Source organism: Cupriavidus sp. 291-E7 (genome assembly GCF_057798835.1).
In genome coordinates, this window is sequence record NZ_JBYOJV010000018.1 from 70,468 (window position 1) to 87,406 (window position 16,939).

18 protein-coding genes are annotated in these 16,939 nt (G+C 65.2%); 6 read left to right on the forward strand and 12 right to left on the reverse strand.

All coding sequences use genetic code 11. The features are described 5' to 3' along the window. Positions 1–21 precede the first annotated feature (21 nt). Genes AC3FLX_RS26130 through tsaB form a run of 4 tightly spaced genes read right to left on the reverse strand, consistent with a single transcriptional unit; the run spans position 22 to position 3,338 of the window. Positions 22–1,110, reverse strand: coding sequence for a DUF1853 family protein (locus AC3FLX_RS26130; RefSeq protein ID WP_488700244.1), 1,089 nt, complete (start codon positions 1,108–1,110; stop codon positions 22–24). Then, entirely contained in the window at positions 1,085–2,035 is a 951-nt protein-coding gene (locus AC3FLX_RS26135; protein WP_488700245.1) for a uracil-DNA glycosylase, read from the reverse strand. The genes AC3FLX_RS26130 and AC3FLX_RS26135 overlap by 26 nt, the downstream gene beginning before the upstream one ends. Further along, the gene (gene rimI / locus AC3FLX_RS26140; protein WP_488700246.1) at positions 2,032–2,577 is read right to left on the reverse strand and encodes a ribosomal protein S18-alanine N-acetyltransferase; all 546 of its coding nucleotides are present in this window, start codon (positions 2,575–2,577) and stop codon (positions 2,032–2,034) included. The genes AC3FLX_RS26135 and rimI overlap by 4 nt, the downstream gene beginning before the upstream one ends. Then, positions 2,574–3,338, reverse strand: coding sequence for a tRNA (adenosine(37)-N6)-threonylcarbamoyltransferase complex dimerization subunit type 1 TsaB (gene tsaB, locus AC3FLX_RS26145; RefSeq protein WP_488700247.1), 765 nt, complete (start codon positions 3,336–3,338; stop codon positions 2,574–2,576). The genes rimI and tsaB overlap by 4 nt, the downstream gene beginning before the upstream one ends. Positions 3,339–3,505: 167 nt before the next feature. On the opposite strand from tsaB, the gene AC3FLX_RS26150 reads away from it, so the two are divergent. Together AC3FLX_RS26150 and AC3FLX_RS26155 are read left to right on the forward strand one after the other, a co-directional pair. Continuing rightward, positions 3,506–3,775: an acyl-CoA-binding protein gene (locus AC3FLX_RS26150; protein ID WP_488700248.1), complete on the forward strand. Its 270-nt coding sequence runs from the start codon at positions 3,506–3,508 to the stop codon at positions 3,773–3,775. Positions 3,776–3,906: 131 nt separating this feature from the next. After that, positions 3,907–4,278: a hypothetical protein gene (locus AC3FLX_RS26155; protein WP_488700249.1), complete on the forward strand. Its 372-nt coding sequence runs from the start codon at positions 3,907–3,909 to the stop codon at positions 4,276–4,278. A 49-nt stretch (positions 4,279–4,327) separates the two neighbouring features. Here the strand turns inward: AC3FLX_RS26155 and AC3FLX_RS26160 are convergent, their stop codons facing one another. Further along, a complete protein-coding gene (locus AC3FLX_RS26160) occupies positions 4,328–5,752 on the reverse strand; it encodes a glycerophosphodiester phosphodiesterase family protein (RefSeq protein ID WP_488700250.1) in 1,425 nt (474 codons plus the stop codon). Positions 5,753–6,086: 334 nt separating this feature from the next. Here AC3FLX_RS26160 and AC3FLX_RS26165 point away from each other — a divergent pair, with 334 nt between their 5' ends. After that, entirely contained in the window at positions 6,087–6,977 is an 891-nt protein-coding gene (locus tag AC3FLX_RS26165; protein WP_488700251.1) for an NAD(P)H-binding protein, read from the forward strand. Here the strand turns inward: AC3FLX_RS26165 and AC3FLX_RS26170 are convergent. Together AC3FLX_RS26170 and AC3FLX_RS26175 are read right to left on the reverse strand one after the other, a co-directional pair. Next, on the reverse strand, positions 6,974–8,491 hold the full coding sequence (locus AC3FLX_RS26170) for a DHA2 family efflux MFS transporter permease subunit (RefSeq protein WP_488700252.1): 1,518 nt from the start codon (positions 8,489–8,491) through the stop codon (positions 6,974–6,976). The two genes, AC3FLX_RS26165 and AC3FLX_RS26170, sit on opposite strands and share 4 nt — an antisense overlap. Further along, positions 8,488–8,958, reverse strand: a complete 471-nt coding sequence (locus AC3FLX_RS26175) for an SRPBCC family protein (RefSeq protein WP_488700253.1) — start codon at positions 8,956–8,958, stop codon at positions 8,488–8,490. Before AC3FLX_RS26175 ends, AC3FLX_RS26170 begins: the two co-directional genes overlap by 4 nt. A gap of 208 nt (positions 8,959–9,166) precedes the next feature. Here AC3FLX_RS26175 and AC3FLX_RS26180 point away from each other — a divergent pair, with 208 nt between their 5' ends. Continuing rightward, on the forward strand, positions 9,167–9,577 hold the full coding sequence (locus AC3FLX_RS26180; protein ID WP_488700254.1) for a VOC family protein: 411 nt from the start codon (positions 9,167–9,169) through the stop codon (positions 9,575–9,577). Between the two features lie 198 nt (positions 9,578–9,775). On the opposite strand, the gene aceB is transcribed toward AC3FLX_RS26180, so the two are convergent. Continuing rightward, positions 9,776–11,359 carry a malate synthase A gene (gene aceB, locus AC3FLX_RS26185; protein ID WP_488700255.1) on the reverse strand — a complete coding sequence of 528 codons (1,584 nt, stop codon included), beginning with the start codon at positions 11,357–11,359 and terminating at the stop codon, positions 9,776–9,778. Positions 11,360–11,407: 48 nt separating this feature from the next. Next, positions 11,408–12,109: a haloacid dehalogenase type II gene (locus AC3FLX_RS26190; protein WP_488700256.1), complete on the reverse strand. Its 702-nt coding sequence runs from the start codon at positions 12,107–12,109 to the stop codon at positions 11,408–11,410. A 167-nt stretch (positions 12,110–12,276) separates the two neighbouring features. Here AC3FLX_RS26190 and AC3FLX_RS26195 point away from each other — a divergent pair, with 167 nt between their 5' ends. Both AC3FLX_RS26195 and AC3FLX_RS26200 read left to right on the forward strand, forming a co-directional pair. Continuing rightward, positions 12,277–13,233: a substrate binding domain-containing protein gene (locus AC3FLX_RS26195; RefSeq protein ID WP_488700257.1), complete on the forward strand. Its 957-nt coding sequence runs from the start codon at positions 12,277–12,279 to the stop codon at positions 13,231–13,233. 139 nt (positions 13,234–13,372) lie between these two features. Beyond that, on the forward strand, positions 13,373–13,807 hold the full coding sequence (locus AC3FLX_RS26200) for a universal stress protein (RefSeq protein ID WP_488700258.1): 435 nt from the start codon (positions 13,373–13,375) through the stop codon (positions 13,805–13,807). A gap of 135 nt (positions 13,808–13,942) precedes the next feature. Here AC3FLX_RS26200 and aceA read toward each other — a convergent pair whose 3' ends face one another. From aceA to AC3FLX_RS26215, 3 genes are all read right to left on the reverse strand, one after another. Further along, positions 13,943–15,238 carry an isocitrate lyase gene (gene aceA / locus AC3FLX_RS26205; protein ID WP_488700259.1) on the reverse strand — a complete coding sequence of 432 codons (1,296 nt, stop codon included), beginning with the start codon at positions 15,236–15,238 and terminating at the stop codon, positions 13,943–13,945. A gap of 343 nt (positions 15,239–15,581) precedes the next feature. Beyond that, positions 15,582–16,001: a gamma-glutamylcyclotransferase family protein gene (locus AC3FLX_RS26210; protein ID WP_488700260.1), complete on the reverse strand. Its 420-nt coding sequence runs from the start codon at positions 15,999–16,001 to the stop codon at positions 15,582–15,584. Positions 16,002–16,095: 94 nt separating this feature from the next. Continuing rightward, on the reverse strand, positions 16,096–16,935 hold the full coding sequence (locus AC3FLX_RS26215) for a LytR/AlgR family response regulator transcription factor (RefSeq protein ID WP_488700261.1): 840 nt from the start codon (positions 16,933–16,935) through the stop codon (positions 16,096–16,098). Positions 16,936–16,939: the final 4 nt, after the last annotated feature.

Sequence of the window (16,939 nt, forward strand, 5' to 3'; positions counted from 1 at the left end):
CGCTTCAGGCGCCACGCACCGTCAAGGCGCCGCGGCCCTCGCTGCGGCGCGCGCCTCCCAGTCGTCCGGTACCACAAAGCCGCGCGAGCATTCGCGCCAGATGCCGGGCGCATCTTCCGCCTGAACCAGTTCGCAAACCATGACAGGGGCCTCGCGGCGCCATGCGTGCACCGGATCGGCAAACCGTTCGGCCAGCGCGGCGCGCAGTTCACCCCACGTCTCCGTGGCGCTCTCGGGCACACGCGCACCGGACAGCCAGTCGGTCCTTGGCAGCCTGCACCAGCGCACCTGCGCCCTTGCCGCACTGGATGCCCTGGCGTGCCAGCTATCGAGCGTGCTCCACCAGCCGTGCAGGTGGTCCGGCGCGATGCCCAGGGTGTCCAGCCCAGCCGGTACGACGCCTTCGCGGTAGAACAGCCAGCCCAGCAGATAGACCTCGCTGCGATCCACCGGATGGCCCATGATGGCCTGCGCTTCGGCGGTACGGCCGAGCGGTAGCTGGCGCCGCACGATGTGATCGAGCTTGTCGCCCAGACGGTCTACGAGGTTGGGGCCGACGAACGCGCGGTCGCCCGCCACGCCTTCGACGTTCAGATAGAACTTGGCGGCCATCTCCCAATGCACCGTGGAAGCGGCGGCCGGGTCGCGCCAGACCACGTCGAGTTCACCCAGCGTCTGGATGCCATGACCGTTCGCACGCCGGATGGGCACGTTGGCGGCCAGCAGGTCGACCCCCTGCATATGCTGAAGCGCGAAGTGGAGCAGTCTCTCGGCGTGGCGGCCCAGCCGCAGGCTGCGGCTGCCGGACGGATCGGGATGCCCGCTGAGTTCGGCAATCGTTTCGGGCAGCCCGGCCGGATCGGCCCGGGACAGCCATGCCTGCCAGGCGGCCTGCGTACCTGCCGGCCATCGCGCCAGACGTGCCGGCCCGTCCAGATAAGCATCGGGAAGCCGGGAAAGCAGCGCGGGGGATAGCGAACACCACGCCAGGTCGCGCGCCCGCTGCGAAGCGGCACGGCACCAGAGCGGCAAAGCGTCCGCGCCGGCCGGCGTACAGCCGCCCGGCGGCGTCAACTGCGCGAGATCAGGCTTGAGCTCCCGCACGATCATGTACCTCGCGTGCCAGGCACAGGTCTTCCCAGGCCCGCGCCTTGTCGGTCAGCGTACGCAACAGGTACGCCGGATGGTAAGTCACCACCACGGGAATTCCCTCGTAGCTGTGCACGGTGCCGCGCAACTTGCCGATCGGCGTGGTCGAACGCAGCAGAGACTGCGCCGCGAACCGGCCCAGCACCACGATGACCTTCGGCTTGATCAGCGCGATCTGGCGCTTCAAATAGGGTTCGCACTGCGCCACTTCATCCGGCTCGGGATTGCGATTGCCCGGCGGACGGCATTTGAGCACGTTGGCGATGTAGACATTGCGCCCGCGTGCCAGGTCCAGCGCGGCCAGCATGTTATCGAGCAGCTTGCCGGCCTGGCCGACGAACGGCTCGCCCTGCAGATCCTCGTTCTCACCCGGCGCTTCGCCCACGAGCATCCATTCGGCCTGCTGGTCACCCACGCCGAACACGGTATTGGTCCGCGAGTCGCAGAGGCCGCAGGCCGTGCAGCCGGATACGCTGTCGGCCAGCACGGGCCAGGCCATTTCGGCGATGGCGGCTTCCCGGCCCGCGTGCTCGGGCAGGCGCGGCACCGGTTGTGGCGTAGCGGGAGCGGCGGGACGGGCCGGGTTCGGCGCATCGAATGCCTCCACCGTCTCGGCCAGTTCGAGGGCGTGGTCGGCTTCAGCCTCGCTGGCATCGGTCTCCGCCCTCGCCTCGATTGCGGCGATTGCGGCCGGCGCTTCGACGGACCTTGCAACGGGCTGGGCTTCGGCGACCGATTCAGCGACCGATTCGGCAGCGGACACCGCTTCCACGACGGCCACTTCCGCCATCGCTTCCTCTGCAACGGCGTCGGCGGGCGCGGCATGGCGCAGCACCCATTCGGCGGGAATTCCCAGGGCCTCCAGGAACATCGCACGGCGGTTCATGCGGATTCTCCGTCATCGCTGGCCGGCCAGACGCGGCGCAGCACCAGGGCGTCCTCGCGGCCCAGGGCCGTCGCCGGGTAATAGCCCTTGCGGCGGCCAATCTCAGCAAACCCGGCTTCCAGATACAGCGCAAGCGCACCAAGGTTCGACGGCCGCACTTCCAGCAGCATCGTATGCAGATGATGCGCGTGCGACGTCGCCAGCGCGATGGCCAGCAGCAGCCGTCCATAGCCCTGCCGCTGGTGCACGGGATCGATCGTGATATTGAGCAGATGCATCTCGTCGACCACCGGCATCAGCATCGCGTAGCCAATCAGTGCCGTCGACGGATCGCGCAGGGTCAGGCCGAAATGGCCCGCCTTGAGCGAATTCTCAAAGTTGCCGCGCGTCCACGGGTGGCTGTACGCCCGTTGCTCGATCTCGGCCACGGCGGGCAGATCGCGCGCACTCATATGATCCAGCGCCCAGCCCTGCGGCAACGCCGGCATCAGGGGCACGGCCGGCCAGTCGGGGCGCTCCGCGGGCAACAAGGCGGCGCTCATGCGGCGTCTCCCTGCGCGGCCAGCGCCGCAGCCTTGGCCGCGGCAACTGCTTCGCGCTCGGCGATGGTCTGGGCGACCTTGTCGCGCACGTAGATCGGCATGGCGTCGGCGGCGGGAATCGTCTCGCCGCGCGCCAGGGCGCGCTGGGCAATCGACACCAGGGCGCGCGCGTCCGGCATGGCTTCCGGAATCGTACGGCCCGCACGCGCGGCCACGGCCAGCCGGTCTCCGAACACCGTGGCGGCATTGCCCGCCAGCCAGAACTCGCCGGCAGGAGCGGCCACCGCTTCAGGCGCGCCAACGTGCATTGCATCGTCCGTCGCCCATTCGCCCGAGGCCGCGTCCCAGCGGAATGTGGCGGCATAGGCTTCGTCCATGCGCGCGTCGAGCGCCACCAGCACCGGTGTGCCCGGCGGCAGTGCCGGCGTGCCGGTGCGTACACTTTCCGCGCAGGCCATCAGCACGTTGACCGGAATGACGGGCAGATCGGCACCGAAAGCCAGCCCCTGCGCCACGCCGCAGGCGGTGCGCAGCCCGGTGAAGGAACCGGGGCCGGCGCCAAAGGCGATCGCGGCGCAATCGGCCAGGCGAATGCCGGCTTCGGCCAGCACCTCGCCGGCGGCCGGCAGCACGCGCGACGACGAACGCGCGCCGGTGTGCTCATGACGGTAGAAACACTCGATGGCGCCATCGGAGGTGGCGCGCCCGAGTGCGACGGAACACCACTCTGTGGAGGTCTCGACAGCAAGAATCCAGGACATGGCAGCGATTGTATCCGCTGCCGGGGCAAAGCAGTATTGGCGACGGCACGCAGTCGTCCCCCGTACGAGCGCCCTAACCGAAGGCTTCCTCGGTTTTTTTGCAGCGAAACGCGCACCGGCCGCGCTTATCATCGCCCCTGTTATCTCATTGCCACACCGGAGACCCCATGAGCGACCTGCAGGCCCAATTCGACCAGGCCCAAACCGACGTCAAGACGCTGACCGAACGCCCGAACAACATGACGCTGCTGCGTCTGTACGCGCTGTACAAGCAGGGTGCCGAAGGCGATGCCCACGGCGACAAGCCCGGCATGACCGATTTCGTCGGCCGCTACAAGTTCGAAGCCTGGGAGGCGCTCAAAGGCACCAGCCAGGACGACGCCAAGCAGAAGTACATCGAACTGGTAGGCGACCTGGTGGCTGGCCGCGCCAGCTGACGCCCGGCCTTGCGGTGCCGGCCGCGGCGGATATGCCACACGGCCGGAGTGCCCGCACGATAGATGTTCAGCACCTGGCTCTTCCTGCCGATAAGCAGACTATCCGCAATGGTGTCGTTTCCCAGGAAGACATGAAGACATTCCACGTGCTGGCCTGCGCTTGCGCGCTGATGCTGTCGACGGCCCCGATGGCCGCGCCGCGCGCCCCGGCCACGCCCGCCCAGCCCGTCGCACCCGCCTATGATCCCGTGCGCTACAAGTCGTGCGCGGTCTATGCCGCGACGGCGATGTCGGCTGCCGTTGACATGCGTACCCACGGCTACAGCGCAAAGCGCGCCCTGTTCGAAGGCGGCAACCCGCCATCGCCCGCGATGGTGGCGCTGACCGAGTTCGCGGCGTCCGCCATTCAGTCACGCCCTTCCGGCCGTGAAGCGGCGTCCACGCTGGCCGGATTTCTTGCCGGCGTCTGCTACCAGCGCACCGATCTGCCCACGCTGCAGTAAAAAAGGCGCCCATACGGGCGCCCTTCCCTCATCGAATCACGCGACCAGCTTAGCGGCCGGTTTCCTTCAGATACTGCGCACGTGCCGCCACGGCGGTATTGGCGAAATCCGAAAACACGCCATCCACGCCTGCGCGGAACGCATCCAGGTACTCAGCCACCGGGTCGCCCTTGTACTTGCCCGGCAGATAGCGCGCCTCATTCCGGAATGTGTACGGATGCACGAACAGGCCGGCCTTGTGGGCATCGGCGATCAGGCTCGTTGGCTCCACCGAGTTCACATCGGCCAGCGCCGGGGTGAAAGGCGTACCGTCGGCATTGGTGGCCTTCCACGGCGAGACCTTCCAGGCAAAGACCTGCGGCTTCCACGGCCCGATGCCGTCGGCGTAGGTCTTGATCTCGGCCAGGCCAGCCGGCGTCAGCATGTCGCCAAACCAGCGCGGGTCGCCGTGGATGGTCCAGCTGTACGGACGGCCGTCGACAAACGCATAGTCGTCGTTGGTCTGGTAGATCATTTCACCGGTCTGGTAGTTGACGGCGTTACCGTCCACCAGCTGCACCATGCGCGCCTGCACGCCCTTCGTGCGCATGTACTTGAGGCTCTCGGGGTCAAAGCTCTGCAGCAGGATCGGCGCGGTCTTGCTGTTGAGGTTGTTGTCGGTGACGAACTTGACGATGGCGTCCTCGAACGGCCGCGTACCCGCGGCGCCGCAGCCATTCGCAATGGCCTGCTGGTTGTTCCAGTACGGATTCTTGGCCTCGGGGTAGATCGTGAACGTCTTGCCGCTAACGGCCGATTTGGCGCGCGCGATATCGTAGACCTCCTGCAGCGTCAGGATCGGGAACACGCCATTCAGCGCGGTTGGGCGTACGTCCTTGGCGTCGTAAGTCGTGCCGCGAATCCAGGACTTGAGCTCGGCCGCGGTGAAATCGGTGATCGACCAGTCGTTGGTGTGGTCCTCTCCATCGACGATCAGCGACCTGAGCACCGACGTCGGATCGGACGGATTGGTGAGATCGGTCAGGTAGGACGACGGGCCGCTCGTGGGCGTCGTCGCCCAGGACACCGGCACGCGCACGCCCGGCACGGTACGCTTGCGCGCGGCCACGGCGGCATTGGTTTTTGCCACCTCGGCAACGTTGGTGTTATCGCTGAGCCAGGGGTTGTGGCGCACCACGAGCATGCAATCCTTGCTCAGATGCACGTCTTCTTCCAGTGAATCGGCGCCTGCATCGGCCGCGCCTTCGTACGAGACCTGGGTCTCCTCGGGATACAGCCCCGGCAGGCCGCGATGGCCGATCACCAGCGGCGGATTGCCATCGAGCGTCTTGAGCGCGGTCGGGGTTGCCGGCGTGGACTGAGCCGGCGGCGTGGCTGCTGCATTGTTGTCATCGTCGCCGCCGCATGCGGCAAGCGCCAGGCTGCCGAGCAGCGCGAGCAGCAGTTGCGCCGCGCGGGCCTGGGAGCCTTTCATCATTTGTTTCATTTTTTCGCTCGCTGAGTGGGATGGATGAAGCGCGAGCGACGGAACAGGTGTGCCAATGCGATGCCCTTCACCGCATTGCCGGAATCGTTGCTGCACGCCTCGACGCGTAGCGTGTGGCGTGCATGTGTCAGGCGCGTGAAGGCAGGTAGGCGCCGCGCAACGGTCGCGTTACCATGCGCCACATGACATCGGTCTTCCTTGCGTCCCGCTAGGGACTTTCAGCCTTTCCCGCCCGGTGCGCGTGCATGTCACGCGTGCCGGACACGCGTGCCACGGCCGCCCGATGGTCGCCGTGGCCGCGCCCATGTCGCAAGGAAAAGTCATGCAGACAAAGAATCGTCTTCTGGTGACCGGCGTGTCCGGACACTACGGCCGGCTCGCGGCCAGCCATCTTCTTGAGCACCACCACCCCTCGCACCTGATCGGTACCACGCGCACGCCGGCACGCGCGCGGGACCTGGCCGATCGCGGCCTGGATATCCGGCACGCCGACTTCGATACGCCTTCAACGCTTGCCAGCGCATTCTCGGGCGCGCAACGCATGCTGTTGACCAGCACCGCGGCCGAACATACCGGGCCGCGCCGCGTACAGCAGCATCGACACGCGATCGATGCCGCGCGCGCAGCCGGCGTCGCGCATATCGTCTATTCGTCGTTCCTCGCTGCCGAAGACTCGGCCCTGGCGGCGCTGGCAGCGGATCACGCCACGACGGAACGCGCGCTGCGCGAAACCGGCGTGGACCACACGGTGCTGCGCCATGCGTTCTATATGGAAATGTTGCTGCCCACGGTTCAGCGGGCGCTCGTCACGGGCGTGCTCAGGACGCTCGATGCCCACGCAGGCGCTGCCTACGTGGCGCGGGCGGACTGCGCGCTGGCCGGCGCATGCGCGCTGCTATCTGGCCGGGGCGGCGCGGTCCTGGATATCACCGGGCCGCGCTCGGTGTCCCCCGTGGAACTCGCGCGCATCATGCACGTGTGCCTTGGCGCAAGTATCGAGGTCGAAGAGGTATCGCCAGACGCGCTGCTCGCCGGCTTTGTCGCCGATGGCATGAGTCAGCCGATGGCGGGCATCCTCGTCTATCTGGCGCGCGGCATGGCGCAAGGTGCGATGAAGTCAGTCAGCCACGATTTCCAGCGGCTGACTGGCCGCGAGGCATGCGGTGTTGAACAGTTTCTGATGCAACACCGCGACCTGCTTCGCGCGGCCTAGCTTCCGGGCACCGGCCGCGGGCGGATGCGCCACGCGGCCAGCATGGCCGTGGCGATCACCACGCCCACGGCCAGGAACGTTTCATCGAAAGCGCGAATGCGGGCGGCCTGCACGGCCTGTTCGGCAACCTGGCCGCTCGCGCCCAGCATCACGCCGTGCTCGGCCAGGCGCCATTCAAGGCCGACGCCTGCCAGGCTCACGCCAATCGCGCCGCCAAGCTGGCGCAGAAAGTTGATACAGCTCGACCCCTGCGCAATCAACGAGAAATCCACACCGCGCATCGATCCCAGCGTCAGTGACGGCAGGATGCAGCCCAGCCCGATCCGGCCGATCACCGCGTAGAGCACGATCAGCAGATACGGCGTGGCCATCGATCCCGTCGCCATCAGCAGGAACGACCCCGCCAGCAGCGCCAGTCCGAACGACACCTGCTTGTACGGCAGTATTCGACTCGTCAGGCGGCCAGCCACGGCGATCGTCACGGCCAGCGCGATGCCGGCCGGCATCAGGACCAGGCCCGCCGCGGACGGTGTGTAGGCCAGCGCCGTCTGCATATAGACCGGCAGCAGGTAGGTCGATCCGAACAGGCCCGCGCCGTAGATAAACCCAACGATGGCGCCGGCCGAGAACTGGCGATAGCTGTAGAGCCGCATGTTCATCAGCGGATCTGGCGCGCGCAGTTGCCATGCCACGAAGACAGCCAGCATGACCACGCCAAAGATCGCCAGCCCGACGCCTTCGCCCGCGCTGTTGCGCATGGCCACCAGCCCGTTGAGCAGGCTCACGGTGGCCACTCCCACCAGCGCCAGGCCACGCCAGTCCAGCGGCTTGCGTTCGCCGATCATCGCGGAATCCACGGCCATATAGCGCCGTGCCATCCACCAGCCCGCCAGCGTCAGTGGCACCACGACAAAAAAGATCGAGCGCCAGCCGAACAGCTCGACAAGAAATCCGCCCAGGCTCGGGCCGATGGCGGGCGCCAGCACCACGCCAAAGCCGAACAGCGACATGGCCCGGCCCTGCTCGCGCTCGTCGAACGCGCGCAGAATGAAAATGTTCGGAAGTGGCTGCATGATGCCGGCGGCAATGCCCTCGGCCACGCGCATGGCCAGCATCACGCCGAACGTCGGCGAGAAACCGCCGATCAGTCCGCCGCAGCCCAGCAGTAACAGCGTGCCGATGAACGTGCGCCGCAGCCCGTAGCGGTTCAGCAGCCAGGGGGTCAGCAGCATCGACATCGTCATGGCGATCATGAAGCTTGCCGCCACCCATTGGGCGCGCTCCTGGCCAAGCACGAAATGGCGGCTCAGGTCGGGAATGGCCACATTGACGATGGTCGACGACATGATCGACGACATCGCGCCCAGCATCAGCGTGACCAGGATCAGCCAGCGCAGGCGGTCGCCGTAGCGCGCGCGCAGCTCGGCGCGCGTCGGGCCGCTACCCCTTGGTTCGTCTCCTCCCGGATCGTCCCCGCTGCCGGTACTTGCCGGCGCAGTGGATTCTCGATTCACCCGAGCCGCCCGGTCGATGCAATCTCGCGGATCTTGCGGACGGTGTCGAGGTCCGCCTCGTGATAGGCGGACTTGACGATCTCGGCGTAGCGGTCGTCGCCGCTGGCGTCGACATTCGGCATCGTCGTCTCGTAGATAAAGCGCACCAGCAGCGCGCTCGGCGTAGGCGTCTCGATGCTCATCGTCAGCGTGCCGCCAGCGTGCTCCGCCGTGGCCGCCGACTCGTAACGCACGGCACGGCGCGGTTCATAGACCACCCGGTCGCTGACTTTGGCCTTGCCGAAGTGCAGCACGCGCTCGATCCAGCCATCGCCCCGCGCGACGATCTCGGCGCCGTCCAGCCCCAGCATGAACAGCTCCGGCGATTCCGCCCGCAACACGAGGCCCTGCCAGAGCTGGTCGGCCGTCAGCGGCTCCAGCGTGGGGTTGCCTGGGTCATTGATTTCCACCAGGTGTTCGAAGCGCAACTTGAATCTCCAATTCGTAGGTTTCCGTATTATGGGGCCTCCCGCGTGCCGTTGTCCGCCCGGTGTCGGACGATTCCAGCACATCACTCCTGACAGCTTTTGTCAGGAGCCAGGGCGCACAATGCTCGCCCGGTGTCAGGTGAGCGTCAGGAGCCGTCAGGAGCGGCTGGCCAGACGCAGGCGCCGGACGAACGCTCAGGAGGCAGGCATGGATTTGTTGATCAACATCGACGTCGATGACCTCGAACGTGGCATCGGCTTCTATGAGGCAGGACTGGGATTGCGGCTCAACCGCAAGCTGTTCGACGGTACCGTGGCCGAATTGCACGGTGCCTGCGCGCCGGTGTATCTGCTGGCCAAGGCGCCCGGATCGGTCGCCACCACCCGGGCCGACACCCGGCGCGACTATGCGCGGCACTGGACCCCGGTACACCTGGATTTCGTGGTGGAATCGCTCGAACCGGCCATCGAACGGGCGCTCAGCGCCGGCGCGGAGATCGAGGACTGGCCACGCGAGTTCGACTGGGGACGCCAGGCGATGCTGTCAGATCCGTTCGGGCACGGACTGTGTTTTATCGAATGGAAGGGGAACGGCTACGGCGCGCGCAATGGCGCTTGAGGGCGATGCACCCTGCTCCCGGCTGTGCAGGAGGCAGAGGGAATAGAAGATAGGGAGAGGGGGAGAGAGGGCCGGCGGGTCACGCCGGGACAGATCGCGGCCTGAACCCCCGGCACCCTCTCCCGCCCCGCTCCCGCCCCGCTCCCGCTGGGCGGGAGGGGGAGACAACACAAGGACGCAAGGCGCGTCCTTGAATCCTCAGACTTCCTCGTACAGCGGCAGCGTCAGGAATTCGGCAAAGTCTTCCGACGTCGACATCTGTTCGAAGATCTTTGCGGCGCGGTCATAGGTCGGACCGCTGCCGGCCACTTCCTTGACCTTGGCCAGTTCTTCCGGAATCAGCGCGCGCACCAGCTCGGCGGTGACCTTGCGGCCGTCCTCGAGCTTGCCCTTCGGCGAGCGGATCCACTGCCAGACCTGCGAGCGCGAGATCTCGGCCGTGGCGGCATCTTCCATCAGGTTGTGGATCGGCACGCAGCCATTGCCAGCCAGCCAGGCGCCCAGGTAGTGGATGCCGACGTTGATGTTCATGCGCAGGCCATGTTCCGTGATCGGCGTTTCCGGCTTGAAGTCCAGCAGGTCGGCGCCCTTCACTTCCACGTCCGGACGTTGCTTCTCGAACTGGTTCGGCTTGTCGCCCAGCACGGCCACGAATTCCTTCATCGCCGGCTCGACCAGGCCCGGGTGGGCCACCCAGCCACCGTCGTAGCCGTCAGTGGCGTCACGGCGCTTGTCGCTGATGATGCCTTCCATCGCGATGGCGTTCTTCTCCGGATCGTTCTTGATCGGAATCAGCGCGCTCATGCCGCCGATGGCGGGCGCGCCGCGCTTGTGGCACGTCTTCAGCAGCAGCAGCGCATACGAACGCATGAACGGCGCGGTCATCGTCACCTTGGCGCGATCCGCCAAGCAGAAGTTCTTGTCCACCTTGAACTTCTTGATGCACGAGAAGATGTAATCCCAGCGGCCAGCGTTCAGGCCAGCGCTGTGGTCGCGCAGTTCGTACAGGATTTCTTCCATTTCGAACGCGGCCAGGATCGTCTCGATCAGCACCGTGGCCTTGACCGTGCCCTGCGGCAGGCCAACTTCCTTCTGGGCCATCACGAAGACGTCGTTCCACAGGCGCGCTTCCAGATGGCTTTCCATCTTCGGCAGGTAGAAGAACGGGCCGTCGCCGCGAGCAATCTGTTCCTTTGCGTTATGGAACAGGAACAGCGCGAAATCGAAAATGCCGCCCGAGATGCGCTTGCCGTCGATCGTGACGTGCTTTTCGTCCAGGTGCCAGCCGCGCGGGCGCACCTGCAGCGTGGCGATCTTGTCGTTGAGCTTGTAGTGCTTGCCGTTGCTGTCCAGCGTCAGCGTGCGGCGCACGGCGGCCTTCAGGTTGACCTGACCCTGCATCTGGTTGTGCCAGTTCGGGGTGTTCGAATCCTCGAAGTCGGTCATGTAGCTGTCAGCGCCCGAGTTGAAGGCGTTGATCACCATCTTGGCTTCGACCGGGCCGGTGATTTCCACGCGGCGGCATTCCAGTGCCTTGGGCACCGGGGCAACCTTCCAGTCGCCCTCGCGGATGTTCTTCGTTTCCGGCAGGAAATCGGGGAGCTCGCCGGCATCCAGGCGCTTCGCGCGTTCCACGCGGGCGGCCAGCAATTCCTGGCGGCGCGGCTCGAAGGCGCGGTGCAGTTTGTCTACCAGGGCCAGAGCTTCCGGCGTGAGGATGTCTTCGTAGGCCGGCAGGATCTCGCCGGTAATCTTCATGCCCGCGGGCAGCGTGATAGCCATCAGTCTTCTCCTGTAGGTGCGATGGTGTATTAAGGGAGGCCTGGCTTGTCAGACCGTTACGCCCGAGGCGGCAACGAAAGCAAGCAGGTCGTTCATGTCATGCCCGGTGCCGGTAGGCGCCACGTCCAGGCGCTCCACCGGATGGCCGGCACGATTGATCCAGAAAGTGGTGTAGCCAAACCAGGTGGCGCAGCACGCGTCCCAACAGTTCGACGACACGAACAGCATGTTGGCCGCCGGCAGGTCAAAGGCCTTCGGGCCCAGCGCGTACGCGGCCGGCGCGGTCTTGTATTGCTTCACGGCGTCGACCGACAGCACGTGATCGAACAGTCCATGCATGCCCGCGCTCTTCGCCGCGATGTCGAGCATCTCCGGATTGCCGTTGGACAGGATGCCCAGCGGCAGGTTGGCGCGGCGCAGTCGCTTGAGCGCCGCCAGGTTTTCCGGGAACGCCGACAGGCATGCGTATTCCTTGAGCAACTGGGCCTGGGCGTTGTCGTCCAGCTTCAGTTCCAGCCGGTCTGCCGCATAGCGCAATGCATCGATCGTGATGTCCCAGAACGGCTTGTAGCGCGCGCCATCGGGCGCCGCCAGCGAGCGCAGCCGCGTGTAGTCGATCTGGCGCTCGCGCCACAGCAGCGCCAACGCCTCACCCTTGCCCGGGAACAGCTGTTCCGCGCGCGCCGTGACCGAGTAGACGTCGAACAGCGTGCCGTAGGCATCGAAAACAACAGCGCGGATTTTGTTCATCTCTCAAAACGCCAGGGATTGAATGGACCTGTACACGACTGAATGCATGGAATTCTAGTGATGCGCTGCAGTGCGGCAAATAGGGTCACTGTCACTTGATCTTTTACTTTTGCACTACTAATCTTGGCCATCCCCATCAAGACTCGTGTACAACCGAGCTAACATCCGTGGATCATTTCAAGCAACTGGAGACTTTTGTATCGGTGGCGTCACGTGGCAGCCTTTCCGCTGCCGCTGCCGCCGAAGGCGTGGCACCCGCCATCATCGGGCGCCGCATCGATGCCCTGGAAGAGCGGCTTGGCGTGAAACTCCTGGTGCGCACCACGCGCAAGATCACGCTGACCTTCGAAGGCTCCGCCTTCCTGGAAGACTGCCAGCGCATCCTCAACGATCTCCACAATGCCGAAGCCAGCGTCTCCGCCGGCGGCGTCAAGGCCAGCGGCCACCTGCGCGTGACCGCGCCGGCCGGTTTTGGCCGCAAGCACGTTGCGCCGCTGGTGCCGCTGTTCATCGAGTCGCACCCCGACGTCACCCTCACGCTCGACCTGTCCGACCGCGTGGTCGACCTGGTCAACGAAGGATTCGACTGCGCCATCCGGCTTGGCGACCTGCCCGATTCGAGCCTGGTATCGATCCGCCTGGCCGAAAACCGCCGCGTGGTCGTGGCATCGCCCGAATACCTGGCCCGCGCCGGCACACCGCAGTTGCCGGAAGACCTGTCGCGCCACAACTGCCTGGCCTTCGGGGCCAGCGCCAACGTGCAGCGCGGCTGGGTGTTCCAGCAGGACGGCCGCGCCATCACCGTCAAGGTGGGCGGCAACATGGAATGCACCGATGGTGCGGTGCTCCACGCCTGGTGCCTGCAGGGCCACGGCCTGGCTTGGCGCTCCTGGTGGGAAGTCGGCCAGGAAATCGTCAGCGGCCGCCTGGTGACGGTGCTCGACGAATACCAGGCGCCCCCGATCGGCATCCATGCCGTCTTTCCCCAGCGCAAGCACCTGCCGCTGCGCGTGCGGCTGTTCATCGACCATCTCAAGAACACCTATGGCAATCCGGCCTACTGGCGCCGCGCGGAGCAGGCGCCAAGCAGCGCGGCCGCCGAAGTCCACGCGGTGGTTGCCTGATGCACCTGCCGTGAGCGAAACGTACGGCATCGCACAATCTTGATATTTCGCAATGGCGCACACTCCACACTGACTACAATCCAATCAGACAGGCGCCCTCTGGCCTGCCCCCGTTCCCACTCGTGAAAGGAGGTCCGGTATGTTCAAGCACATCCTGCTGCCCACCGACGGTTCGGAGCTGTCCAAGAAGGCTATCGACGGCGGCCTGGAATTGGCCAAGGTGATTGGCGCCCGCGTCACCGCTTACGTCTGCCTTGAGGAATATCCGTACACGCCCTTCAGCGAAATCGTGGTCGAGGCCCCGCAGGCGTTCAAGGAACGCATCGAGAACCAGGCCAAGCTGTACCTGAAGGAAATCGAGGCGGCCGCCGTTGCGCAGGGCCTGCCGTTCGACGCCGACATGACCACTTTCGCGGTGCCCTACCTCGGCATCATCGACGCGGCGGAACGTCATGGCTGCGACGTGATCTTCATGGCGTCGCACGGCCGGCGCGGGCTGTCAGGCCTGCTGCTCGGCAGCGAAACCCAGAAGGTGCTCACGCATACCGACATTCCAGTCATCGTCTACAGATAGGTCTTTCCACAAGCGCCCGGACCGCGGTCCGGGCACCTCTGGAAAAAACCCGCGCCGTGGATGACACGGCGCGGTACCAAACTGACGGCGCAATGGTCGTGCGCCGTCCCCGATTCCCCTTTCCGTTCTGAAGGCTCAGGCCACCTTCTTGTCGAAGAACTGTTCGTCTTCGGTCGAACCCTTCAGCGCGGTCGTCGACGACTGGCCGCCTTCGATGGTCTGCGTCACGGCGTCGAAGTAACCGGTGCCCACTTCGCGCTGGTGCTTGACGGCGGTGAAGCCCTTCTCCGCGGCAGCAAATTCCGATTCCTGCAATTCCACGAAGGCCGACATCTGGTTGCGGGCGTAGCCGTAGGCCAGGTTGAACATCGAGTAGTTCAGCGAGTGGAAGCCAGCCAGCGTGATGAACTGGAACTTGTAGCCCATCGCGCCCAGCTCGCGCTGGAACTTGGCAATCGTGGCGTCGTCGAGGTTCTTCTTCCAGTTGAACGACGGCGAGCAGTTGTAGGCCAGCATCTTGCCCGGGAACTTGGCGTGCACGGCATCGGCAAACTTCTTTGCGAATTCCAGGTCCGGCTTGCCGGTTTCGCACCACACCAGGTCCGCCACTTCCGCGTAGGCCAGTGCACGGGCGATCGACTGGTCGATGCCGGGCCGGGTGCGGTAGAAACCTTCCACGGTGCGCTCGCCGGTCAGGAACGGCTGATCGCGCTCATCGACGTCCGAGGTCAGCAGATCCGCCGCTTCGGCATCGGTACGGGCGATCACCAGCGTCGGCGTACCCGACACGTCGGCGGCCAGACGCGCGGCAGTCAGCTTGGCCACGGCCTCGCGGGTCGGCACCAGCACCTTGCCACCCATGTGGCCGCACTTCTTCACCGAGGCGAGCTGGTCTTCGAAGTGCACGCCGGAGGCGCCCGCTTCGATCATGGACTTCATCAGTTCGAAGGCATTCAGCACGCCGCCGAAACCGGCTTCGGCATCGGCCACGATCGGCGCGAAGAAGTCGGTGTCGCCCTTGCCTTCGCTCCACTGGATCTGGTCAGCGCGCTGGAACGTGTTGTTGATGCGCTTGACGACCATCGGCACCGAGTTCGCCGGATACAGCGACTGGTCCGGATACATTTCGCCGGCCAGGTTGGCATCGCCGGCAACTTGCCAGCCCGACAGGTAGATGGCCTTCAGGCCGGCCTTCACCTGTTGCATGGCCTGGTTGCCGGTCAGCGCGCCCAGCGTGTTGACGAACGGCTCGGTGTTCAGCAGGTGCCAGAGCTTCTCGGCACCGCGGCGAGCCAGCGTGTGCTCGATCTGGACCGAACCGCGCAAGCGCACCACGTCTTCGGCCGTGAAGTGACGTTGCACCCCCTTCCAGCGGGGGTTGGTATCCCAGTCTTTTTGCAGGGCGTCGATCTGTTCTTGGCGCGTCGTCATGGTCACTCTCCTGGTAACGATTTCGAGATGGCGTGGAAATCGGTGACACAGCCCGACTGCTGCTTTTCGGGTGACCGGACGCTGTGTTTTTTGCGTCTCAAGTCATGTGTCTTATATAAGAGTGTAGGGAAACTTCCCGCGTTGCAACAAGCACCGATTGCGATTGGGATATGGTTTTTTATTTATTATTAATCAATGATTTACGAAAAATATTTCACGATGCGGCACGTAATCTTTCATGATGAGAAATGGAACCGGTGCCCCAGCCCCCTGTATTTTTGCGGAACAAAACATCATTCCGCATCATGAAAAATCGGCCGCCTCCGACGACACACGTACTGCGTCAGGCAGCCGCCGCCGTATCGCGCGCGCGGCGATAGGCCACCCAGTCACCGCTATCGATACGGGCGAGGCCAGCCACCGCGCTATTGGCCACCGGATACAACAGGCAGTCAACCGGCGCGCCATCGAACATCACCGGCTGCGTCTCGCGGACGAATAGCGTGGCCTGTCCCGGATAGACCTCCTCGATCTCGTCCAGCACCGGCAGCAAGGCTTCGGGAATATCGTAGATATCGCCCGCGACGGGGCCTGCGGTGGCATCGAGCACCAGGCCCGGATACGTGCCAAAGTCATAGAGCCGGCCGGCGATGTGCGCCGTGCCGACCAGCGTCGCGGACTCGATGCCATGACGTTCGGCCGCACGATTCAGATCGTTGACCTCGCCGGCACGCAGGGTGCCGTAGACAAACACGCGATGCATTGCGCCATCCTCTGCTGATGAAAAAACTCATGTTAGAGGAAGCAGAGCAGCAACGGAATCGCTGCACCACGGCACCCCACCGTGGTGCATGACATCACATCTGCTTGAACAGGTGCGCGTACTGCCTGGCAACGGGCAGCGATTCGGTACGATCTCGCAGTTTCAGCGACAACCGTCCCAGTGACTGATTCACGGCGCTGGCCACGCAGTCGATATTCACGACCGTGCCACGGTGAATCTGCCAGAAGCGGTCAGGATCGAGCTGCTGCGTAAGCTCCCGCAGACTTGTGCGGATCAACGCCTCCCCGCTGGTCGACACGACGTTTACGTACTTGTCGGTGGCCTCCAGATAAACCACCTCGTCCACCGGAATGATGCGCACTTCCTGCCCCACCAGGGCCTTGATGAAACGCAGGTATTGGCCGCGCGCGGCCGCTGCCGGCTTGTCGAGCGACTCCAGCCGCTGCAGCAGTTGCGCAAGCCGGTCCGTGTCGACCATCGTGCCAATATCGGCAACGGCGGGATCGTTGGCTTCCTCGGGTTCTTCAGCCTCGGCAGCCTTGGCGCTCAGTCGGGCCTTCAGTCTGCCCACCGTGGCTTCCAGCCGCTCGTGCTGCACCGGCTTGAGCACGTAGTCCACCGCGGCGCGTTCGAAGGCTTCCAGCGCGAACTGGTCATAGGCGGTGACAAACACCACCAGCGGCGGCCGGTCGAACTCGATCAGTTCGCGCGCCACGTCCATGCCGCTCATGCCGGGCATGCGGATGTCCAGAAAGGCCACGTCGGGCTGATGCGCGCGCGCGGCATCGAGCGCGGCCATGCCGTCGTGCACCACGGCGGAGATCGTGGCTTCGGGCCACAGCGCCTTCAGTTCGGATTCGAGCACGCGCGCGAGCAGCGCCTCGTCGTCGGCGATCAGCAGGGTTGGGGACATAAGG